At 43.7% G+C, this 23,041-nt stretch carries 23 protein-coding genes; 20 read left to right on the top strand and 3 right to left on the bottom strand.

Features of this window, described 5'->3' with window-relative positions:
* The first annotated feature begins 32 nt into the window (after positions 1 to 32).
* The 6 genes from ODU41_RS03575 to ODU41_RS03600 all read left to right on the top strand — a co-directional run bounded on the left by ODU41_RS03575 (position 33) and on the right by ODU41_RS03600 (position 5,448).
* On the top strand, positions 33 to 809 hold the full coding sequence (locus ODU41_RS03575; protein WP_114866378.1) for an alpha/beta hydrolase family protein: 777 nt from the start codon (positions 33 to 35) through the stop codon (positions 807 to 809).
* A gap of 65 nt (positions 810 to 874) precedes the next feature.
* Positions 875 to 1,570, top strand: a complete 696-nt coding sequence (locus ODU41_RS03580) for a M57 family metalloprotease (protein WP_398578660.1) — start codon at positions 875 to 877, stop codon at positions 1,568 to 1,570.
* A 10-nt stretch (positions 1,571 to 1,580) separates the two neighbouring features.
* Complete coding sequence (locus ODU41_RS03585) at positions 1,581 to 1,946, top strand: hypothetical protein (protein ID WP_014638331.1); 366 nt, start codon at positions 1,581 to 1,583, stop codon at positions 1,944 to 1,946.
* Positions 1,947 to 2,046: 100 nt separating this feature from the next.
* Entirely contained in the window at positions 2,047 to 3,945 is a 1,899-nt protein-coding gene (locus ODU41_RS03590) for an ABC-F family ATP-binding cassette domain-containing protein (protein ID WP_398578661.1), read from the top strand.
* Between the two features lie 197 nt (positions 3,946 to 4,142).
* Positions 4,143 to 4,619 (top strand): DUF3955 domain-containing protein, encoded by a 477-nt coding sequence (locus tag ODU41_RS03595; protein ID WP_398578662.1) that lies wholly within the window; start codon positions 4,143 to 4,145, stop codon positions 4,617 to 4,619.
* A 1-nt stretch (position 4,620) separates the two neighbouring features.
* Entirely contained in the window at positions 4,621 to 5,448 is an 828-nt protein-coding gene (locus tag ODU41_RS03600) for a putative RNA methyltransferase (protein WP_398578663.1), read from the top strand.
* 38 nt (positions 5,449 to 5,486) lie between these two features.
* On the opposite strand, the gene gatD is transcribed toward ODU41_RS03600, so the two are convergent.
* Together gatD and murT are read right to left on the bottom strand one after the other, a co-directional pair.
* On the bottom strand, positions 5,487 to 6,272 hold the full coding sequence (gatD, locus tag ODU41_RS03605) for a lipid II isoglutaminyl synthase subunit GatD (RefSeq protein WP_398578664.1): 786 nt from the start codon (positions 6,270 to 6,272) through the stop codon (positions 5,487 to 5,489).
* Positions 6,272 to 7,615 (bottom strand): lipid II isoglutaminyl synthase subunit MurT, encoded by a 1,344-nt coding sequence (gene murT / locus ODU41_RS03610; protein WP_398578665.1) that lies wholly within the window; start codon positions 7,613 to 7,615, stop codon positions 6,272 to 6,274. The genes gatD and murT overlap by 1 nt, the downstream gene beginning before the upstream one ends.
* Before the next feature lie 181 nt (positions 7,616 to 7,796).
* Here murT and cdaA point away from each other — a divergent pair, with 181 nt between their 5' ends.
* The 14 genes from cdaA (at position 7,797) to ODU41_RS03680 (ending at position 21,737) form a co-directional block, all read left to right on the top strand.
* Positions 7,797 to 8,651 (top strand): diadenylate cyclase CdaA, encoded by an 855-nt coding sequence (gene cdaA / locus ODU41_RS03615; RefSeq protein WP_024399762.1) that lies wholly within the window; start codon positions 7,797 to 7,799, stop codon positions 8,649 to 8,651.
* Positions 8,641 to 9,345: a YbbR-like domain-containing protein gene (locus ODU41_RS03620; RefSeq protein ID WP_024399761.1), complete on the top strand. Its 705-nt coding sequence runs from the start codon at positions 8,641 to 8,643 to the stop codon at positions 9,343 to 9,345. The genes cdaA and ODU41_RS03620 overlap by 11 nt, the downstream gene beginning before the upstream one ends.
* A gap of 12 nt (positions 9,346 to 9,357) precedes the next feature.
* Positions 9,358 to 10,707, top strand: a complete 1,350-nt coding sequence (gene glmM, locus ODU41_RS03625) for a phosphoglucosamine mutase (RefSeq protein ID WP_044669590.1) — start codon at positions 9,358 to 9,360, stop codon at positions 10,705 to 10,707.
* 145 nt (positions 10,708 to 10,852) lie between these two features.
* A complete protein-coding gene (locus tag ODU41_RS03630) occupies positions 10,853 to 12,397 on the top strand; it encodes an ABC-F family ATP-binding cassette domain-containing protein (RefSeq protein ID WP_009910410.1) in 1,545 nt (514 codons plus the stop codon).
* 215 nt (positions 12,398 to 12,612) lie between these two features.
* Entirely contained in the window at positions 12,613 to 13,260 is a 648-nt protein-coding gene (locus ODU41_RS03635; RefSeq protein WP_044670467.1) for a class I SAM-dependent methyltransferase, read from the top strand.
* A gap of 176 nt (positions 13,261 to 13,436) precedes the next feature.
* Complete coding sequence (locus ODU41_RS03640; RefSeq protein WP_244227894.1) at positions 13,437 to 14,216, top strand: serine protease; 780 nt, start codon at positions 13,437 to 13,439, stop codon at positions 14,214 to 14,216.
* 370 nt (positions 14,217 to 14,586) lie between these two features.
* Positions 14,587 to 15,792 (top strand): serine/threonine transporter SstT, encoded by a 1,206-nt coding sequence (gene sstT, locus ODU41_RS03645; protein ID WP_041179221.1) that lies wholly within the window; start codon positions 14,587 to 14,589, stop codon positions 15,790 to 15,792.
* Positions 15,793 to 15,892: 100 nt separating this feature from the next.
* Positions 15,893 to 17,293, top strand: coding sequence for a dipeptidase PepV (gene pepV / locus ODU41_RS03650; protein ID WP_044694083.1), 1,401 nt, complete (start codon positions 15,893 to 15,895; stop codon positions 17,291 to 17,293).
* Positions 17,294 to 17,333: 40 nt separating this feature from the next.
* Positions 17,334 to 17,792 (top strand): GNAT family N-acetyltransferase, encoded by a 459-nt coding sequence (locus ODU41_RS03655; RefSeq protein ID WP_074391459.1) that lies wholly within the window; start codon positions 17,334 to 17,336, stop codon positions 17,790 to 17,792.
* A complete protein-coding gene (locus tag ODU41_RS03660) occupies positions 17,779 to 18,357 on the top strand; it encodes a uracil-DNA glycosylase family protein (protein ID WP_074391458.1) in 579 nt (192 codons plus the stop codon). Before ODU41_RS03655 ends, ODU41_RS03660 begins: the two co-directional genes overlap by 14 nt.
* Before the next feature lie 71 nt (positions 18,358 to 18,428).
* The gene (locus tag ODU41_RS03665; protein WP_208546283.1) at positions 18,429 to 19,211 is read left to right on the top strand and encodes a YgcG family protein; all 783 of its coding nucleotides are present in this window, start codon (positions 18,429 to 18,431) and stop codon (positions 19,209 to 19,211) included.
* Between the two features lie 72 nt (positions 19,212 to 19,283).
* A complete protein-coding gene (locus tag ODU41_RS03670) occupies positions 19,284 to 19,865 on the top strand; it encodes a LemA family protein (RefSeq protein ID WP_208546282.1) in 582 nt (193 codons plus the stop codon).
* 11 nt (positions 19,866 to 19,876) lie between these two features.
* Positions 19,877 to 21,349 (top strand): flotillin family protein, encoded by a 1,473-nt coding sequence (locus ODU41_RS03675; RefSeq protein ID WP_023370837.1) that lies wholly within the window; start codon positions 19,877 to 19,879, stop codon positions 21,347 to 21,349.
* A gap of 79 nt (positions 21,350 to 21,428) precedes the next feature.
* Entirely contained in the window at positions 21,429 to 21,737 is a 309-nt protein-coding gene (locus ODU41_RS03680; protein ID WP_211839915.1) for a hypothetical protein, read from the top strand.
* 121 nt (positions 21,738 to 21,858) lie between these two features.
* Here the strand turns inward: ODU41_RS03680 and ODU41_RS03685 are convergent, their stop codons facing one another.
* Positions 21,859 to 22,935, bottom strand: a complete 1,077-nt coding sequence (locus ODU41_RS03685) for a hypothetical protein (RefSeq protein WP_398578666.1) — start codon at positions 22,933 to 22,935, stop codon at positions 21,859 to 21,861.
* Between the last annotated feature and the right edge of the window lie 106 nt (positions 22,936 to 23,041).

Here is a 23,041-nt window from a genome sequence, read left to right on the forward strand (position 1 = left end):
AACTCAGGCTCTTTACCATAAGGAGAAGATTTATGGCAATAATGAAAATTGAATACCACTCAGAAGCTCTAGATATGTCTAGACAGGTTACGGTTTTATATCCAGATCGCAATCGTGTGGAAAATCCTGATGACAACGACATTCCTGTCCTATATCTTTTGCACGGTATGGGAGGAAATCAGGATTCCTGGCTGAATCGTTCTACAGTGGAACGGTTGGTTCGTTATACCAATCTTATCGTGGTTATGGTCAATACAGATAAAGGCTGGTATACCAATACCACTTACGGTATGAATTACTTCGATGCCATTGCAGTAGAGTTGCCTCAAATTCTCAAACGATTTTTCCCAAATATGTCTGACAAGCGGGAGAAGAATTTTATCGCTGGTTTGTCTATGGGTGGTTATGGGACCTTCAAGATTGCCATGATGACCAATCGTTTTTCACACGCAGCTTCGCTTTCAGGCGCATTGTATTTTGATTTTGATAATCCAGCGGCAGCAGAATTGGGAAGTCTTTCGTATTGGCGAGGAGTATTTGGTGACATTTCTGATAAACAGAATCCAAATAATTTGTTAGAAATTGCTAAACAATCCGATAAAAAGACCAAATTTTATGCCTGGTGTGGTGAGGAAGATTTTCTTTTTGAAGGACATCAAAAGGCAGTTGGAGAGCTGAAAGAGCTAGGCTTTGATATCGAAGCGAGTTTCGGTCCTGGTAAACATGAGTGGTACTACTGGAATCAGCAGATTGAGAAAGTATTGGCTTGGTTGCCAATTGATTTCAAATTGGAAGAAAGACTGTCCTAGTGTTTAAGAAAAGTTTCAGAAATTATGGCTATACTAAAACCTATTTCTAGAAAGAGGTATAGTCTATGAAACTTATTGGAAATATTCTACGGTGGATTTGGCGGACATTTTGTGGTCTGATTTGGTTATCACTGGTGTTATTAGCTTGTGGTCTAGGTCTGTTATTCTATTTTCAACAGGAAGCAGCGCCTCAGATGTTACAAACTCTAGCTCAAGAAGTGCAATTGATGGTCAAAGGGCAGTCTGAAGTGACGATTGAAGAAGGTGTTAATACCATTAAGCACCTGACGACGGATACGGTCAATACAGCTGATCATGGTCGATGGGAAAGCAATACTGCGACTGTTTACATTGAAACCCAGAATCCAACATTTGTAGCTGCCTATGAAACAGCTATTGCCAATTGGAATGCGACAGGGACCTTCACTTTTGTGATGACAAGTGACCCAAGTCAGGCCGATATTATTGCAACAGAAATGAATGATGGAAATACCCAGGCAGCAGGCGAGGCCAATTCAACGACTAACTTATTAACCAATTATTATAGCTCTGTAACGGTGCGTCTGAATAGTTTTTATTTATCAAACGACCGATATGGTTATGATATGGATAGAATTATCCATACAGCTGAGCATGAGTTGGGCCATGCTATTGGCCTAGATTATGAAGATAGTCAGACCTCCGTTATGGAATCGGCAGGTTCTAATCATGGTATTCAGCAGGCAGATATTGATGCGGTCCTTGCCTTGTATTCAGAATAGAAGGGAAAATATGCTTCGAACAATTACAAACACAATAAAACGTTATCCTGAGCAAGCTCTGCTCTTTCTCTATAATGCTGGGATTTTTGCATGGATGCAGTCTACCAGTCATTCGATCATGGAACAAATCGGTATAGATAGCAACTGGTTTGATAAAATCCCCGAACCAATCAAGGCCTGGACAGGTGCAAGTCTAGAGAGTATGCAAACCTTACTCAATTCTTCCGCTTGGGGATGGCTGATTGTTTCGATGATTTTGATGCTGGTCATCCGCTTTGTCAAGGGCTTGATTAAGTTTGTCATCATGCTGATTATTATCGGCGGTGGTCTTTATCTGCTTTGGCAGAATAGGGAATTGCTTAGCGGTTTGGTCTAAATATTTTTTGAGAAGGACAGTGACGGGAAAGTCGCTGTTTTTTGTTGAAATCAGAAAAAGGATTCCGCACTGTTACCCTAAATTATGGTACAATATTGCTATGATTATTCTAAGTGGAAACAAGATTGAACGCTCTTTTGCGGGCGAAGTTTTATTTAACAATATCAACATTCAAGTCGACGAGCGGGATCGGATTGCCCTTGTCGGAAAAAATGGGGCAGGCAAGTCTACTCTGCTCAAAATCCTTGTGGGAGAAGAAGCTGCGACCAGCGGTGACATTTCTACCAAGAGAGATTTATCGCTTTCATATCTGGCACAGGATAGCCGTTTTGAGTCGGAAAATACCATTTACGATGAAATGCTCCATGTCTTTGACGACCTGCGGATGACGGAGAAACGCCTGCGGTCTATGGAAGAACAAATGGGCAGTCTTTCTGGTAATGAGCTCGACCAGCTCATGAAGACCTATGATAGTCTGTCGGAAGAATTTCGTCTGGCAGGTGGTTTTAACTATGAAGCAGACATCCGTGCTATTTTGAACGGTTTCAAGTTTGACCAGACCATGTGGGACATGAAAATCTCCGAACTCTCAGGTGGTCAGAACACTCGACTTGCTCTGGCAAAAATGCTACTTGAAAGCCCAGAGCTATTGGTGCTGGATGAGCCAACAAACCACCTGGACATTGAAACCATTGCCTGGCTGGAAAACTATCTGGTCCACTACAAGGGAGCCTTGATTATCGTCAGCCATGACCGCTATTTCTTGGACAAGGTGGCGACACTGACACTGGATTTGACCAAGCATTCCTTGGATCGTTATGTGGGCAATTATTCTCAGTTTGTCGAGCTCAAAGAGCAGAAGTTGCAAACGGAATTGCAAAACTATGAAAAGCAGCAGAAGGAAATTGCCAAGTTAGAAGATTTTGTCCAGAAAAATATTGTCCGTGCTTCGACCACCAAGCGTGCTCAGGCTAGACGCAAGCAGTTGGAAAAGATGGAGCGACTGGACAAGCCGACAACTGGTCAGAAGTCTGCTAACATGACCTTCCAGTCGGACAAGACTTCAGGCAATATCGTCTTGACAGTGGAAAATGCTGCGGTTGGCTACGATGGAGATATCCTTTCTCAGCCTATTTCCATTGACCAAAGAAAACTGGATGCCATTGCCATTGTCGGTCCGAATGGAATCGGAAAAACTACCCTGCTCAAATCCATCATCGGAGCTCTGCCATTTATCAAAGGGGAAGCCAAGCTAGGTGCCAATGTGGAAGTGGGCTATTACGACCAGACCCAGTCTGCCCTGACACCTTCCAACACAGTCTTGGAGGAGCTCTGGTCAGCCTTTCCGACCATACCTGAAGTGGAGATCCGCAACCGCCTGGGAGCCTTCCTCTTCTCAGGCGATGACGTCAAAAAGTCTGTTTCCATGCTATCGGGTGGGGAAAAGGCCCGCCTGCTCCTTGCTAAGCTATCCATGGAAAACAACAACTTCCTCATCCTCGATGAGCCGACCAACCACCTGGACATCGACAGCAAGGAAGTGCTGGAAAATGCCCTGATTGACTTTGACGGCACCCTGCTCTTTGTCAGCCACGACCGCTATTTCATCAACCGCGTCGCCACCAAGGTGCTGGAAATCTCGGAAACTGGGTCCACGCTCTACTTGGGCGACTATGACTATTATTTGGAGAAAAAGGCAGAGCTGGAAGTAGAAGCCCAGCCTGACCAGCTAGAAAGTACTAGCCAATCAGCCGGAGCCATGGACTACCAAGCCCAAAAGGAAAACCAAAAAGAGCAACGCAAACTGGCCCGACGCATCGAGCAAATCGAGGCAGAAATCGAGACCATCGAAAACCGCCTGAGTGAGCTCAACCAAGCCATGCTAGAAACCAACGACATCGGCCAGCTGACCGATTACCAAAAAGAAATCGATCAATTGACCGCCCAACAAGAAAACCTCATGGAAGAATGGGAAGCATTATCCGAGCAGATAGGTTAGGTTGACAGGAAGTTTACAGTCTGTAAAATAGTGTCTGAAAACCTTGATAAATCAAGCCTGCAAGCAGGTCTTGCGGAGCTAGCAAGACCACCTTTCGCTAAAAAAGTCCAGAGCAAGCCAGCCTTTCTAGGAAAACATCGAGCGACAGGCTAAGATAAAGTCAGGACCTGCTAGACAGGGCCTAGCGAGGAGAAGAAATGAACTTTGGACAGCAAATCAAAGATTTACGTAAGAAGGAAGGTTTGACTCAGGAGCAGTTTGCCCTCAAACTCAATGTGACACGGCAGGCCGTTTCCAACTGGGAAAATGACAAAAACCTGCCCGACTTGGAACTCTTGATTCTCATGTCCTCTGTCTTTTCGAACTCCTTAGATCAACTTATCTTAGGAGGAACTGACATGAACAACATGACAGAAAAACTTGTAAAAGACGGTCGCGAAGGCCGCCGTACCCAGATGCACCTGACTATTACCATTATTGGTAGTTTTCTCATGCTACTCGGCTTCGTCTGCTTTGTCATCAAGGCCAACTCGGTCGAGTATATTGATGCCGAGGGCATTCTGCATGAAAATTTTTATCTCATTCCAGTCGGCTACTTGCTGGTCTTTACAGGGGCCATTGCCACGCTCCTATCAGGACTAGCTCTGCACCGCTTTAGAAAAGGATACAAATAAGATGACCAAACACCTACGTTTTGCCAATAGCGACCAATTTTTCGCCTGTCCACATTGTGGGCAGGCTCTTGGTCTTGACCTCAACAGCCTCCGCTGTCCCAACCGCCACACCTTCGACATCGCCAAGCAGGGCTATGTCAATCTGGCACCCCAGGTCAAGCAGTCCGCCAACTACCACAAGTCTAGCTTTGAAAACCGCCAGGCCTTTTTAGAGGCGGGCTATTACGAACATCTCTATGCGGCTTTGGAGGGAAAAATAGCAGAGCTGGGCTTACGGTCTGTCTTGGACATCGGTTGCGGGGAGGGCTTTTATTCCCGTAAGTTAGCCGAGAAAATGGACTTGGACATTCTTGCTTTTGATATTTCCAAGGACTCTATTCTCTTGGCAGCCAAATCTGACAGGACCAAGTCGGTCAAATGGTTTGTCGGTGACTTAACCAAGTTGCCTATTCAAGATAAGACCATTGACGGTATCTTGGACATCTTTTCCCCAGCTAATTATCAGGAGTTTGCCAGAGTGCTGAAAGCTGGTGGGGCTATTCTCAAGCTGGTCCCAGGCCCTAATCACCTCAAGGAGCTCCGCCATTTAGCCAAAGACCAACTCCGCAAGGAATCCTATGACAACCAAGATATCGTAGACCATTTCAAGTCTTACCTGGGGCAGGTGGAGCAAGTGCTAGTCAGTCGAACCATGCCGATTAGCCTAGAACATGCCCAAGTCTTGGCAGACATGACACCCCTCTTTTTCCAAGTGGACCAGTCCAAGCTGGATTTGAGTCAGTTGATCGAGATTACGGTTGAGGGAGTGCTTTTGGTTGGAACGATATAAAAAATGAAACCGCCTCTGTTACCAGAAGCGGTTTTGCTTTATTTCTCAAACTCTGCCTTGCTTTTCACATCGCCGTATTCTTCAGCGACTTCTTTGCTGAGGATGTCAGCGTAGCTGGCAAGTTGGATGTCTTGTCCGTATTTTTTACGGAGGGCAGTTGTGACCAAGCGGTAGGCTAGGTTGGCATTGCGAGACAGGATTGGTCCGTGGAAGTAGCTGCCGAAGGTGTTTTTGTAATGCAGGCCTTCGCCGCCGTCTTCCTTATTGTTGCCATTACCATAGACAACCTTGCCCAGCGGTTTTTGGTTGTCAGCTAGGAAGGTGCGGCCTTGGTGGTTTTCAAAACCATAGTAGGTTTCGTTAAATTCATCATTGTGAATTTTGATGTCACCGATGTAACGGTTATTGGTCTGGTTGAGGGTGTAGTGGCCCATGATACCCAGTCCGTCAATCTTGCGGCCGCCAGCTTCGATATAGTATTGACCGAGCAATTGGAAGCCACCACAGATAGCCAGCATGACACCGTCATTTTCGATAAAGTCTGCTAGGCTGTCTTTTTTAGTCGGTAAATCTTTTGCAAGAATGGATTGTTCATAGTCCTGTCCACCGCCGAAAAAGGCGATGTCGTAGAAATCCTTGTCAAAATCATCTGTCAGGGAAACGATGTCTACCTGGACACGAGCACCGAGCTTTTCAGCTACATACTTGAGCATGAGGATATTGCCGTTGTCACCGTAGGTATTCATCAAATCGCCGTAGAGGTGAGCGATGTGGAGATTATAAGTGTAGTCTTTTTCAGGACTTTTTAATGACGTATAGACCATTATTTCATCTCCTTTCCAACAGCTTGGCGTTGAGCCAGCAAGTCACGGAATTCCAGCATAGCCGTATAGGTCGCGAGGATATAGGCATGCTGACTGCTGGACTGCTCAATCAAGGTCATGATGTCTTCCAGTTTTGGTGTTTCAGTAATCTGGTCCTCTGGATAGCCAGTCACACGGAGGCGACGGGCAATTTCAGACGAGCGAACACCGCCTGCAAAGACTTGTGGAATGTCCATTTGAGTGATTTGTTCAAAGTCGGCGTCCCAAATCCAGCTGGTATCAATTCCGTCAGCGTAGTTGGCATTGAGAAGGACGGACAGGCTAAAATCGTAAGGAGCTAGTTTCATCATTTCAATGGCCTGGGTTGCACCGACAGGGTTTTTAATCAAGACCAGAGTACAATCTTTATCGCCCAATTTAAAGGTTTCTTGGCGACCGAAAACTGCCTTGGACTTGTCAAAACCAGCCTTGATTTTCTCAGGAGATACGCCGAAAAATTCTGCCACGCTGACAGCTGCCAGGGCATTGTAGATATTGTAAAGCCCACCGATGTTGATTTTGTAATCCTGACCGTCAATGGCAAAGGTAGAAGAAGTATTGGTGATTTCTTTTAACTCTGTCAACTTGTAATCCAGCTCAGGTCGGCTAAAGCCACAGTTGTTACAGATATAGCTACCCAAATTAGCGTAGGTATTGAGCTTGTACTGGATAATCTGGTGGCAATGCGGACAGAGAACGCCTTCGGTATTGTAATGGGCCAGACGAGGCTCATGCTCTTCCGTCGCAAAACCGTAGTACTTAACTGGATTGATAATGCTCGTCGAGTTGAAAAGTGGGCTGTCACCGTTGGCGAGAATGGTTGCCTGTGGTGCCTTGGCTGCCCCGTCCAAAATCATCTGGTAGGTGGTATAAATCTCACCATAGCGATCCATTTGGTCGCGGAAGATATTGGTGAAGACAATCAGGCTAGGCTTGATAAAGTCGGTCACACGGGCCAGGCTGGCTTCGTCAATCTCCAAGACGGCAATCTTCTTGCCATTTTTATTTTTCTTGGCAGATAAAAAGGTGGCTGTAATCCCTGTAATCATATTGGCACCGCTGGTATTGGTCGTAATTTCGCCAAAGGCTTCTTGGAGGATGCCAACTGTCAGGGCGGTGGTCAGGGTCTTACCGTTAGTACCTGTCACAACAACGACTTCATAATCCTTAGCCAAACTATCTAAAATATGTTTATCGAATTTGAGGGCAATTTTTCCAGGCAGGGTAGTACCACGTCCTAGTTTTTTCAAAATGAACTGGGAACTTTTTCCTGCTAGAATACCCAAAGCTGTATTTATTTTCATGGGACTATTTTATCATAAAGGTCACTGATTTTCTAGAATGGAGTGTGTTGGAATGTGATATATTCCTGCAGTAAATCTGTAATATTTTTAACAGGAAGGTCACTATTTTCTAAAGAAAAGGGGAAAAAATATGGTATAATGAGTACATTACTATGTATGAGTTAGAAAGTATGAGAATGATATGTTAAACCTAAACCAGTTACTGGATACAGGGTATTGGTCGAGTTTGATAGCCAGTCCTTGGACCGCACTGTTGCACCTAATTGATATTAGTATAGTTGTTTATTTGATTTATAATTTTAGTAAGGCTATTGCAGGTACTAAAATTATGACATTGATTCGAGGGGTTTTTCTCTTCATTATTGTCCAGATTATAGCTAGTTTATTCGGTCTGCAGACGATTGCTTGGCTGATTAATCAAGTAATCACGTATGGAGTTATTGCAGCAGTAGTTATTTTTGCACCAGAGTTGCGTGCCATGCTTGAAAAACTTGGCAGGACAACTCAAATTTTTGGGGCAAATACTGTGAGTGCAGAAGAAAAGCTAATTGTTGCTTTTCTCAAATCTGTTGCTTATATGTCTCCGCGTAAAATTGGTGCACTTGTGGCAGTAGAACAAGCCCAAACATTACAGGAATATAGAGCAACGGGGATTCCTCTCAATGCGGATATATCTCAGGAATTATTAATAAATATTTTCATCCCGAATACACCGCTACACGATGGGGCCGTAATTGTCAAGGAAGACAAGGTAGCGGTTGCTTGTGCTTATTTGCCCCTGTCAGAGAGCGCAGGAATTTCAAAGGAATTTGGAACACGACACCGTGCAGCCATTGGCTTATCGGAGGTATCTGATGCGTTTGTGTTTATTGTTTCTGAAGAAACTGGCAGTATCTCTATTGCACGAAACGGGATATTCAAACATGACTTGACTTTGGATGAGTTTGAAGCAGAGTTGCGAGCGACTTTTATTTCTGAAAATGTAGAGAAAAAGTCCATCTGGAAGCGATTAGGAGGTGGCAAACATGAACGATAAGTTTAAAGCTGTAGGTCACTTAGCCCTATCTATTTTTCTAGCATTGTTGCTCTTTTTCTATGCAACAACCACCAACTATAAAAATTCAGAATCAGCTGCACAGAACACGGAGTCAGAAACCTATGTTCACACACTGAACAATGTACCGATTGAAATTGAATATGATACAAACAAGTATTTTATTTCTGGATTTTCTTCGACGGTGGCAGTTGAATTAAGGGGCTCTAATCGTGTTCTCCTACAGAGAGAATCAGATGAGTCAACTCGGACTTTTCAAGTGACTGCGGATTTGAGAGAGTTGAGTGATGGGACACAAACTGTCAAGCTACAATTGACCAATTTGCCGGCAGGAGTGAGTGCGACACTGGCACCAGATGCGATTACCGTCAAGATTGGTAAAAAAGTTAGCAAGGCATTCCCAGTAGCAGGTCGAGTCTATAGTAATCAATTGGCAGAAGGTTACAGTCTGTCTAAGGTTTCAGTCAACGTAGATACCGTTAAAGTGACAACGGATGAAGAAACAATGGCTAAGATTGATCGGGTCGAAGCTGTTGCGATGGATGTGAGCAATCTGTCTGAGAATTATAGTGGTACAGCTAAATTACAGGCTGTAGATAGCGACGGCAATGTCTTGCCAGTTGTACTGTCTCAGACGGAAGCAAATATGCAAATTATACTTACAAAAACAAAATAAGAGGTTATGAAAATGGGTAAATATTTTGGGACAGATGGTGTCCGTGGAGAAGCAAACGTAGAATTAACGCCAGAATTAGCATTCAAATTGGGTCGTTTTGGTGGTTATGTCCTTAGCCAGCATGAGACGGATGTTCCTCGTGTCTTTGTGGCGCGTGACACACGTATCTCAGGTCAAATGTTAGAGGCTGCCTTGATTGCAGGACTTCTATCAGTAGGGATTCATGTGTATAAATTGGGAGTTTTGGCGACACCGGGTGTTGCCCACCTAGTCAAAACTGAAAAAGCAAGTGCAGGTGTCATGATTTCTGCAAGTCATAACCCAGCGCAAGATAACGGTATCAAATTCTTTGCTGGTGATGGTTTCAAATTGGATGATGCATTGGAAGCGGAAATTGAGGCTCTTCTTGATGCTGAGGAAGACACATTGCCACGCCCATCTGCTAAAGGTCTAGGAGATGTGGTAGAATATCCAGAAGGTCTACGTAAGTACCAGCAATTCTTGGTGTCAACTGGTACAGATTTGGACGGTATGAAAGTTGCACTTGATACAGCTAATGGTGCCGCAGCAACATCTGCACGTCAAATTTTTGTAGATTTGGGAGCAGATTTGACAGTAATGGCTGAAAAGCCAGACGGTTTAAATATCAATGAAGGCGTTGGCTCAACCCACCCAGAAAAATTGCAAGAACTGGTCAAGGAAACAGGTAGTCAAATTGGACTTGCCTTTGATGGTGACAGTGATCGCTTGATTGCCGTCGATGAAAATGGTGATTTAGTAGACGGTGACCGTATCATGTACATCGTTGGTAAATACCTTGCTGATCGAGGTCTATTGGCCAAAAATACCATTGTGACCACAGTTATGTCCAACCTTGGTTTCCATAAGGCTTTGGATCGTGAAGGTATTGAAAAAGCTGTGACCGCAGTTGGTGACCGTTATGTGGTTGAAGAAATGCGCAAGGAAGGCTACAATGTCGGTGGTGAGCAGTCAGGACACGTGATTCTGATGGATTATAATACCACAGGCGACGGCCAGTTGACCGCTGTGCAATTGACCAAAATCATGAAAGAAACTGGTAAGAAGTTGTCAGAATTGGCAGCAGAAGTGACCATTTACCCACAAAAATTGGTCAATATCCGTGTGGAAAACAGCATGAAAGACAAGGCAATGGAAGTGCCTGCTATTGCAGCTATCATTGAAAAAATGGAAGCAGAAATGGCTGGCAACGGTCGTATCTTGGTACGCCCAAGTGGTACTGAGCCCCTCTTGCGTGTCATGGCAGAAGCGCCAACGGATGCTGAAGTCGATTACTACGTGGACACCATTGCCGATGTGGTCCGTGCGGAAATTGGAATTTAAGCAGAAATCAATCATTTGTTAAGATGATTTCATTGTCTTGAACTACCAGATTGATTAGGTGGCTAGTAGTTCCACTCAAGACTGCGAGAATAAAAGTAAAAACTGGAGTTTGGTTACTCCAGTTCTTTGATGTTGTGAGGAAATTATGAGTATTTTAGAAGTAAAGAATTTAAGTCATGGTTTTGGTGACCGCGCAATTTTTGAAAATGTCTCCTTCCGTCTCTTGAAAGGGGAACATATCGGACTTGTCGGTGCCAATGGAGAAGGGAAATCGACCTTCATGTCCATCGTGACAGGTCAATTGCAGCCAGATGAAGGCAAGGTTGAATGGTCACGTTATGTAACGGCAGGTTATTTAGACCAGCATGCTAAATTAGAAAAGGGTCAATCAGTCCGTGATGTCTTGCGGACAGCATTCGATGAACTTTTCAAGACAGAAGCTCGCATCAATGACATTTACATGTCTATGGCAGAGGAGGGTGCCGATATGGATGCCCTCATGGAAGAGGTTGGCGAGCTACAAGACCGTCTGGAAAGCCGTGATTTCTATACGCTTGATGCCAAGATTGACGAAGTAGCGCGTGCGCTTGGTGTCATGGACTATGGCATGGACAAGGATGTGACGGAGTTATCAGGGGGACAACGGACTAAGGTTCTTTTGGCAAAATTGCTCTTGGAAAAGCCTGACATCTTGCTTCTGGATGAGCCGACCAACTACTTGGATGCTGAGCATATTGACTGGCTCAAACGCTACTTGCAGAACTATGAAAATGCCTTTGTCTTGATTTCGCATGACATTCCTTTCTTGAATGATGTGATTAATATTGTATACCATGTGGAAAATCAACTCTTAACCCGTTACACAGGCGACTATTACCAATTCCAAGAAGTTCATGCTATGAAGCGGGCTCAGTTGGAGGCAGCCTATGAGCGCCAGCAGAAGGAAATCGCAGACTTGCAGGACTTCGTTAACCGTAATAAGGCCCGTGTTGCGACTCGAAACATGGCCATGTCTCGTCAGAAGAAATTGGACAAGATGGAGATTATTGAGCTTCAAGCAGAGAAACCAAAGCCATCATTTGATTTCAAAATGGCTCGAACTCCAAGTCGCTTTATCTTCCAAACGACTGATTTGGAAATTGGTTATGACCGTGTATTGACACGTAAACCGCTCAATCTGACCTTTGAACGCAACCAGAAGATTGCCATTGTCGGTGCCAACGGTATCGGTAAATCCACTCTTCTTAAAAGTTTGCTGGGGATTATTCCACCGCTGGGCGGTTCTGTGGAGCGTGGGGAGTATTTGGAACTAGGCTATTTCGAGCAAGAAGTAGCTGGTGGCAATCGTCAGACTCCGCTTGAAGCCGTTTGGGATGCCTTTCCAGCCCTTAACCAAGCAGAAGTACGAGCAGCCTTGGCTCGTTGCGGTCTGACTTCCAAGCATATCGAAAGCCAAATTCAAGTTCTTTCAGGTGGTGAGCAAGCCAAAGTTCGCTTCTGTTTGCTTATGAACCGTGAAAACAATGTCCTGGTTCTCGACGAGCCTACCAACCACTTGGATGTGGATGCCAAGGATGAACTCAAACGTGCCCTTCAAGCCTACAAGGGCTCTATCCTCATGGTCTGCCACGAGCCTGATTTCTATGAAGGCTGGGTGGACGATGTATGGGATTTTAATGAATTGACTTAAGAAACAAGCTATCGCAAGGTAGCTTTTTCTTTGTGCTTATACTATAATAGAATGAGCATGGTAAAGGAGGTAAAAAATGAAAAGAACAGAACGAGGTCAGATTTGCTAGGCCTCTCCAGAGGAAGTAAAACGGTCTGGGGATAGACCGTTTTAGCTCAACAACTAGAAATAAAGACTTGTTGACGAACTCTTTTTGACCAGTCGAGTTCTTTCCCATTCGCGTTTTTTTGACGGTTGGAAATGACTGGTTTGAAAAAGCCCAAGGTAAGAAATTGCTGGGTTTAGCCTGCGGTGGTGGTCAACAGGGACCAATCTTTGCGGCTCACGGTTACCAAACGACCATTATGGATTTTTCAGAGGAGCAGTTGGCTAAGGATTGGCTGGTTGCTGAGCGAGAAAATCTGGATTTGCAAACGGTCCAGGCAGATATGACACAGTCTTTTCCTTTTGAAGACGAGAGTTTTGACATCATCTTTTGTCCGGTTTCAAATGTTTATATCGAAGATTTGACCAATATGTGGCAGGAGTCTTATCGGGTTTTGAAAAAAGGTGGCTTGCTCATGGTTGGCTATATGAACCCTTGGATTTATATCTTTGACGGGGACGATGTTTGGGACCGTCCAGACAAGACCTTGATACCCAAGTATAGCCTACCTTTCAACGCACGACAATTAGAAGAAGCAGGACAAATTACGATTGACCCAGAATATGGCTATGAATTTAGCCACACCTTAGAAGAACAGATTGCTGGGCAATTACGAGCTGGTTTTGCCATGATTGATTTTTATGAATCCAAAGACAGTCGCAATCGCTTGACTCAATTTGCCTCAGATTACCTAGCGAATTTATCGATAAAGTGGTAGGCAAATACTTCTGATAGAAAGTATTTTAACAGGACTAGTTAGATAAGCACTGGTCCTATTTTTGAGCTATTGTCAATGGATGAGAAGAGCCTAAATTGTTGAACAAAAACACTTGGAAACGCTTGCATTTTGTAATTAGGATTGATATAATGAAAGAAAAAACAGGAGGTTTTCAAATGAAAACGAAATTACTGCTTGGCGTAGCCCTTCTTAGTGTCGGTCTATCGGTGGCTCCTCCTGCAATAGTAGAGGTTGAAGCACAGACGACTCACGTTTCAGATCCAGCTCTACGCAATAGTTATCCATATAATTTATCTCATTATTTGGAAGTAAATGTTGGTTCCGGTCAAACCAAAAAAGGTTCATCCATTCTAATAGCTCCGAATACTTTATTAACCGCAGCTCACGTAGTGGCAGATGATGGGACTGGACGTGTGACCAGCCAAACTTGGTCTGGAAATGCTGTTTGGGGCGATGCTTCACCATACTATGAACTGTCAGAAATTAAGAGAACCAATACCTTCAATCCCTTCATTCCGATGCCAGGATATGGTGGAACATGGGATGCTAGTCGTGACGTAGCCCTTGTGAAAATCACCACCCCTAGCAGAAAAACACAGACAGCCAATACGGCAAATGCTCGGCTAGGAATTTACCGTAACACCTATGACCTAGTTGGCCGACAATTTCTAATGGTCAGCAACAGCATTAATCTCTACGGACGTTGGGAATACGAATATGGAACCATTACGGAAGTCCGTTATGACGGTTTGCTTCAAACCAATATCACAGGTGTTAAGGGGCAATCCGGCTCACCTGTTGTTGTAGACGGTTGCATTATCGGTGTCGTATCCAATATTGATTCTAATTCAAAAATCGTTATTACTCCGTTGACTATGGAGATGAAAACACAATTATTTGATAAGAATGGTATCAAAAATATTGATATTTACTAGAGATATTCTTGAGCCATCAAAGTCCTGCTTTACTGATAAGGCAGGGCTTTTCATTGCAATCCTAACATATTTTTTGCACATAAATAAAAATTATAGGTCAGTGTTACCTAGCTATCATTTGAAATAAAAGTAAGTAGTGGATTTAGCTGTTTAGGTAAAAAAATGATTGCGTAAATCGTTGAGATCTGGGCAGTAAGTAGATAAAGCTTATAAAGTATTTTATTTTGATTACAGATGTATATTTATTCGTAAAAAAATGGGCACCACACATAGATTTCGTCATGCAGAAAATAGATTTTAGAAGCCAAGGCTATTGACCTGACTGGATTTTTCTGCTATGATTGAAAAATGTTTGTTTGGAGGTAAATGAGTGAATAAAATAATATCTGTATGGAAAAAAATGAATTTAATCCGAAAAATCGGAATTGGTGTTGTTTTGGGAGTGTTACTAGGCTTAATTGCTCCAAAAATAACGGTCATTGCTCTCTTTGGTAGTCTATTTGTAGGAGCATTGAAAGCTATAGCCCCTCTTTTGGTTCTGACACTAGTTGCACATGCTCTATCACAAGCTCCTGCTGGTCAAAAATCGAATATGAGGACAGTTATTTGCTTGTATCTATTTGGCACTTTTGCGGCGGCCTTCATTGCTGTAGGAGCAAGCTATTTATTCCCTATTAAACTGGTTCTTTCTACTACAACGACTACGGACATTACTCCTCCACAAGGGATTGCTGAAGTATTCCAAGATTTGTTATTGAAAATAGTCGACAATCCGATCAATGCTCTTGCAACAGCTAATTATATTGGTGTGTTGACATGGGCGGCAGTGTTTGGCTTGGCCTTTCGTCATGCAAGCAAGACAACAAAAGATTTATTGCAATCTGCGGCGGAAGTGACTTCTAAAGTTGTAGGCTGGATTATTGGTCTGGCACCATTTGGTATCATGGGATTGGTTTTCGATACCATTGCAAATAATGGTCTGACAGCTTTAAAAGACTATGGTTTACTGCTCTTACTCTTAGTTGGAAGCATGATTTTTGTCGCGCTTGTTGTCAATCCCTTGATTGCTTTTCTTGTAATGAAGAAAAATCCGTACCCGCTGGTATTTGAATGTCTTCGGGTTAGTGGGGTTACGGCATTTTTTACAAGAAGTTCAGCAGCTAATATCCCTGTCAATATGCAGCTCTGCAAACGTTTAGGAGTGGATCCAGATACATACTCAGTATCCATTCCGCTCGGTGCCACAATTAATATGGCTGGCGCGGCTATTACGATTAATATTTTAACAATGGCAGCTGTTCATACACTTGGCATTAGTGTTGATTTCAGCTCAGCTCTTCTTTTATCCGTTGTTGCATCACTATCAGCAGCAGGAGCATCTGGGGTAGCCGGTGGCTCGCTGCTCCTCATCCCAGTAGCATGTAGTCTTTTTGGTATTCCAAATGAGTTAGCCATGCAAGTAGTTGGAGTCGGATTTGTGGTCGGAGTGATTCAGGACTCTTGTGAAACAGCCCTCAACTCATCAACCGATGTTTTGTTTACAGTTGTAGCAGAACGATCTGCTTGGAAAAAATAGAAAGAAGTTGGGAGACCAACTTTTTTTCTTCGCTTTACTTCTGAAATCTCTTTCATTTTGTGATAAAATAGACTTACTTTGATACTGAAAAGGAGAACATATGACAGTAAATTTTAGAGCAGAGTTTGACAAACGCAAAGATGAGTTTCTAGCGGACCTCTTTGACCTCTTACGCATCAATTCTGAGCGTGACGACAGCCAGGCAGATGCCCAACACCCATTTGGGCCAGGACCAGTGCGTGCCTTGGACAAGTTTCTAGAAATTGCTCAGCGTGATGGCTATCCGACCAAGAACGTTGACAACTACGCAGGTCACTTTGAGTTTGGTGAAGGCGACGAGGTCCTCGGTATCTTTGGTCACTTGGACGTGGTGCCAGCAGGAAGTGGCTGGAACACTGACCCATACGAGCCGCAAATCATCGACGGTAAGCTCTTTGCCCGCGGATCCTCTGACGACAAGGGACCGACCATGGCTTGTTACTACGGCTTGAAAATCATCAAGGAGTTGGGCCTTCCGACCTCTAAAAAAGTCCGTTTCATCGTCGGTACCGACGAAGAGTCAGGCTGGGCGGACATGGATTACTACTTTGAGAACGTTGGTCTGCCATTACCAGATTTCGGATTCTCTCCAGACGCTGAGTTCCCGATTATCAACGGCGAAAAGGGAAATATCACAGCTTATCTTCATTTTGCGGGGGAAAATAGCGGAGCTGCTAAACTGCATTCCTTCACAGGCGGCTTGCGTGAGAACATGGTGCCTGAATCTGCGACAGCTATTATCTCTGGCGACCTAGCAGATCTGGACAGCAAGTTGGCAGACTTCACAGCAGCCTATGGCCTAAAAGCTGACGCGGAAACCCTTGAAAACGGTCAAGTTCAAGTCACCGTCATCGGAAAATCAGCCCACGGTTCAACCCCAGAAGAAGGTGTCAACGGAGCAACCTATTTGGCAAAATTCCTCAGCCAATTCGCCTTTGACGGAGCAGCTAAAACCTATCTTGACTTGGCAGGACAAGTCCTCCTGGAAGACCACGATGCCCAAAAACTCGGCGTAGCCATCTACGATGAGCAAATGGGAGCTCTTTCTATGAACGCTGGTGTCTTTAAGTTTGATGAAACCTCATCTGATAACACCATTGCCCTCAACTTCCGTTATCCAAAAAATACCAACCCTGAAACCATCAAGGCTGGTTTGGAAAAACTGGGCGTGGAAGCTGTTAGTCTGTCTGAGCATGGCCATACCCCACATTACTGCCCAATCGATGACCCAATGGTCGCAACCCTCTTGTCTGTTTATGAAAAACACACAGGCTTGAAAGGTCACGAACAAGTGATCGGTGGCGGAACATTCGGACGCTTGCTCAAACGTGGTGTTGCCTACGGAGCTATGTTCCCAGGCGATGTCAATACCATGCACCAAGCCAACGAATTTATCGAAGTTGAGCAACTCTACCGCGCAGCTGCCATTTACGCAGAAGCTATCTACGAACTAATTAAGTAATACATGAAGACGGGTTCGCCCGTCTTTTTTAGGAGGGAAAATGGAACTGAAAGAACTCACACTTGCAGATATAGAAATGGTCAAACAGCTCTTCTTATCTGTATTTAGTCAGGAGCCATGGAATGATGATTGGTCTGACGAGGAACAACTGGACCGCTATCTAGGCGATTTGCTGTCACATCCCAGAGCACTTTGCTTTGGATTGCTTGACCAAGGTAGCCTCATAGCCTTTTCTCTAGGGCACATTCGCTACTGGTATGAGGGGACCGAATACCGTATTGAAGAGCTCTGTATTGCTCGCAACTACCAAGGACGAGGAATCGGACAAGCCTTTCTAAAAAGAATTGAGGAGCAGTTGATTGAGAGAAAGATTGATCATATTCTCCTGCAAACCGAACGCAATGTACCAGCTTTTTCCTTCTATAAAAAATGTGGTTTTCATGCCCTGGAAGAAGATGTGACGATGTTCAAGAAAGTAGGACGTCATGGAACTTGCTGATATTCGTCAGGCGATTATGGAGGATTTAACCAATCAACCTTTTACGAAAAAAGGGATAAAGCCACTTTTCCAAGCACCGTCTACTGCAAAAATCCTCATTATTGGACAGGCGCCGGGATTAAAAACACAAGAAAAAGGTCGCCTCTTTGATGATGCTAGTGGAGAGAATCTGCGGAAATGGTTGGGAGTAGATAGGGAAATCTTCTATGAATCTGGCCATTTTGCTATTCTTCCTATGGATTTCTATTATCCAGGAAAAGGGAAGTCTGGGGATTTGCCGCCTCGCAAGGATTTTGCGCCCAAATGGCACCCGCTCATTATGAAGCAACTACCCCAGATTGAGCTGACCTTGTTGATTGGTAAGTATGCTCAGGACTATTATTTAGGAGAATCCCATAGGACTGTGACCGAGAGAGTGGAGAATGCAGGTGATTACCTACCCACCTATTTTCCCCTACCTCATCCATCGCCAAGGAACAATATCTGGCAAGCTAAACATCCCTGGTTTGTTGAACAGACTCTACCGTTACTGAAAAACAACATAAATATATTGTTGGGAAAATGATAATATGATATAATTGTATATATATACCTAATAAATTTTTCTTATCTTTGTTCATCGAAGGAGGTGTTCTGATGAGAAAATGGAAAAAAATTATCATCGGCTGTTTCGCTATTCTAACGGTTTGCTTGCTATTTGCACCCACACTAGCTAGAGCAAATCAGATTCCAGACCGACCCACAGGTACAACGGTAGTGGATGAGACGCAGTTACTCTCGAGTGAGACCATTGCAGAAATTGATCAACTCAATCGAAATTGGGCAAGCACCGAGCAAGCTTTACAGGTTGGTGTTTATGTAACAGAAAGTCTGTCTAGTGATATTGAAAGTTTGGCTAATGAAACCTTTCGTCACTGGCAGGTCGGTTTTGCAGGAACGGACAACGGAATTCTTTTAGTGGTTGCCATAGCTGACAGAGCATTTCGGATAGAAACCTCAGACAATGCTGCCACAGTCATCACGGATGTGGAAGCCAAGGATATTCTGGAAAGTGCTAGGGAGTTTTTCCGTCAAGAAGACTACAGTGGAGGAATTTCCTATATCGTCAACTCCATTGGGGATAGGTTTTATGGTACAAGCATTGGTAAAAATCAGTTAGCTGCTATAGAAGAAGGTACAAGTGAGGAGGATGACGGCTTCTGGCTGTTTCTCATAGTTATTCTGATCGCTATCCTATTTGGTATCATTGACAAATCTAGTCGTGGTGGTGGAGGTCCAGGCAATCTACTCTGGATGTTGGTTGATGATCATCATCACTATCACAATCATCACTCGTCTAATTCCTCCTCGTCTAGTTTTGGCGGAGGTAGTTGGTCAGGTGGTGGAGGCGGCGGTGGCGGAGCCTCTTCTGGATGGTAAGGTATCGTATAAGGCTTCTGATAGTTGTTTGCTTTTTTACGAATGTTTAATCGTAGTTAGAAAGGAAATCTTATGAAAAAGAAATGGTTAGCCATACTTCTCCCGATTCTCGCTCTGCTGTTTTTAGGAATGGGAGCAGTTGGGCAATACAATGGCTTAGTTGACAGTTATACTGAGGTTGAAAATGCGCAAGCCAATGTAGACACACAGTTGCAACGTCGCTATGACCTAATACCGAATGTCGTGGCAGCTGTCAAAGGCGCCATGGAACACGAGGAAGAAATATTTACTGCTATTGCAGAAGCGCGTGCTAAAATCGGTTCCAGCCAAGTAGGAACCAGTGGCTACAATCAGGCACAAAGTCAGCTGGATTCGGCAGTGTCTCGCTTGTTGATGGTGACGGAAAATTATCCGCAATTAACAGCCAACCAACAGGTATCTGGCCTCATTACCGAGCTAGAAGGGACTGAAAATCGGATTCTGGTAGCCCGTAAAGATTATAATGCGGTGGCAACTACCTACAATAAAAAAATCAAGCGGTTCCCGACCTCCATCTATGCAGGTCTATTCGGATATGAAAAAGTAGACCTGTTCCAAGCTAGTACTGATGCGGCGACAACCGTGCCAAGTGTGGATTTGAGTGATAAGGAATAAAGGAGATAAATATGGACTTTGGATTTGATATATTGGCAATTATGATACCAATTATTGTTGTTGTACTATTTGTTTTATTGTTTGTATTTGGTTATGTGTCCGCTAAGCCTAACGAAGCGATTGTCATTACCGGCTTGGGCAAACCTCGGACTTTAATTGGTCGTTCTGGTTTTATGATTCCCTTTATCGAAAAACGCTCCTATATCTCTATTGAGCAGTTTTCAACAGATGTGCAGACCACAGATTTTGTGCCGACTCTTGATTTTATCAACGTAAAAGCTGATGCGGTCGTAAAAGTAAAGGTTGGGGTATCCGATGAATTGCTCAATGCGGCAGCTCAAAACTTCCTTAACTGGAAAACTGCAGATATTTCTGCCTCTATTCAAGATGTCTTGGAAGGAAATCTGCGTGAAATCATTGGTCAGATGGAACTGCGAGACATGGTCAATAACCGCCAGGCTTTTGCAGAAAAAGTCCAATCCAACGCGGCTCCTGACTTGGCTAAAATGGGGCTGGAAATCATCGCATTCACGGTTCAATCCTTCACAGATGACAACGATGTCATTAAAAACTTGGGTATTGACAATATTGTGACTATCCAGAAGGATGCCGCAAATGCTCGTGCCAAAGCAGAGCGGGAACAAGCAGAAGTCCGTGCCCGTGAGGATAAGGCGGCTAATGATGCGCGTGTTGCTGCAGACTTAGAAATCGCCAAGAAACAGAATGAACTAGCTATTGAGCAAGCTAATCTAAAACGTCAGTCAGATGTCCAACTGGCACAGGCAAACGCAGCCTATGGCATTGAGGAGCAAGCTCAGCGGAAAGAAATCGAGCGTGCAACTGCTGAAGCCAATATTGTCAAGCAACAAAAAGAAGCAGAAGTAAAAGCAGAGGAAGTTAAGGTCCGTGAACAAGAGCTCTCAGCTACTATCCGCAAACAGGCAGAGGCAGAAAAATATGCTCGCCAACAAGCTGCAGAAGCAGATTTGATTGAACGTCAACGCAAGGCAGAAGCAGAACTCTACGAAACGCAGCGTGAAGCGGAGGCTCAAAAAGCGCGTGCAGAAGCTGCCAAGTATGCTGCGGAGCAAGAAGCGGCAGGTATTGAGGCCAAAGGACGTGCCGAAGCAGAAGCCATCCGTTTGAAACTCGAAGCAGAGGCAGAAGGTCTCAGCAAGAAGGCGGATGCCATGGCTAAGTTTAATGATGCAGCGGTGACAGAAATGGTGGTTAATGTTCTTCCAGAAATCGCCAAGAATATTGCCGCACCACTTGGAAATGTTGATAAGATTACCATGTACGGCGAAGGGAATGCCTCAAAAATGGTGGGAGACCTGATGACGACCATGGACAAGACAACAGAAGGTCTAGGACTCAATGTCCGTGATTTAATCAGCGCAACCCTAACTGGTCGTGCCATGTCAACAGGTTTACTGACTGCCCAAGAAACAAAAGAAGTGGAAGGGGACAAAGAAAAAGAATAAACAGTTGGAAGAGATGGGGGACTGAGTAGGTTTACACCATCATTTCCATCGCAGGATTGTTTCAGAAATCCCTACGAAGATGAAAATGTTTAGAAACAGTAAAAAAAGTAAGTTGTTTATACAAAAAATAAATGAACTATTATCTGATTCAGAATTAAAGTTGAGCAAAGCATTGAAATTCCAGTTGTTGGAAGCAATGGAATTGTGTGAAAAAGGTAGTAAGATTAGCTATCTTTCGTATAAAATTTATCCATGGGTATTGGAAGAACTAGCTTTGAATAGGATTCAATCGGATAAATTAAAGATGTTTAAGCGCTATTTAGAGCAAGAAAGGTGGAAATATTATTTTGGTTCTGCTTTGGGAATGGCGTTAACTTCGATTAGATAGTGGTTTCGAGGATTTGTAAGTACATTTATTGTGCTGTACAACTTCGATAGAATATGCGAAAGTCCCAAGAAAGAGTAATCTTGGGACTTTTACAATCTTTATTGAGATTCGTTTTTGTTTATCAGTCATTTACCCACACCCCGCTGACATAATCTTCAGATAGAATGGTTTGGCTTAAAACTTTTTTTGCTTGCCAGTCATAGATGAGTGCCTTACCAGCCAGAATCAATAATAATCTGTTACCGTCTAGTTGACGGACATGGTCAATATAATAAGGACGAGGATTAAGCTCGTCTAGACGATGGTAGCTCTCTTGACCTGTTTGGGTATTGTAAATTGTAAATGAGATCGGGCTAAACATACCATTTTGATGTTCGATGAGGAGAAGCTTCTGGTCTTTGAGAGCATGTAGTGTGCTTGGTGAGGGGTGTTCTAAAGTTACTGACGAAAATGTTTTTGTTCTTGTATCGAAGGTCAGGAGTTCGGATGACTGTTCAATGTCCTCATACTCACTTGTTTTTTTCCCTAAATTTGGGAGATAGATGGTTCCATTGACCAAAAGCCCTTCTCCTGTGACAATGGTATTGTCGTACTTAAATACCTCTTGTTTTGAAAAATCTTTCTTATCAAATACAATCAAGACATTTTCTTCGGGTCCTTCTTGGGTAAAATCTTTCACAAAACCAGTTAAATAGACTGACGTTTGGTCTACCATGACTGGAGCACTTGGGATGAAGTCATCGTTTAAAACGTGGGTTTGAATGGTATCAAAATTCCTGTCAAATTGCGCTAGTATGTGATAGGGCCCCGCTGTATAAAAGTCTTGTCCATCTGTACCACTGATATAGCTACTATACTGACTTGGCTTTCGCAAGACAGTGCCAGTATTGAAATCGATGGATATCAGATTGTCGTTAATGAATTTTTGCTGATCGTTGGTAAAGACTAGATACCGATTGTCTATGACATAATTTTCACCAGAACCAAAATAGCCTTCTGAATTCATTTTTTGGGTATGAAGCAGCTCTGGTTCTTGACCATTTAGCTGAAAGGCTTCGACCTTACCGGGATAAACCAGGTAGAAATCAGCATTCTCAGTTAAGCTTATTTTGTTGTGCTGGTAGGCGTAGAGTTTCCAACCGATAAAGGGAAAAACAAGGCAGGATAGGAGTGCAATACAGATGATGATTTTTTTCATAGGAAGACCTCCTTTCACTGTTTAGTATATCTAAATTTGTCATCTTAGACAAGAAATTATGTGTTAATATACAAATAAAGTCATGCAAGATTTCTTACATGACTTT

Source organism: Streptococcus sp. 2022WUSS083, assembly GCF_044427155.1.
GTDB lineage: Bacteria > Bacillota > Bacilli > Lactobacillales > Streptococcaceae > Streptococcus > Streptococcus hashimotonensis.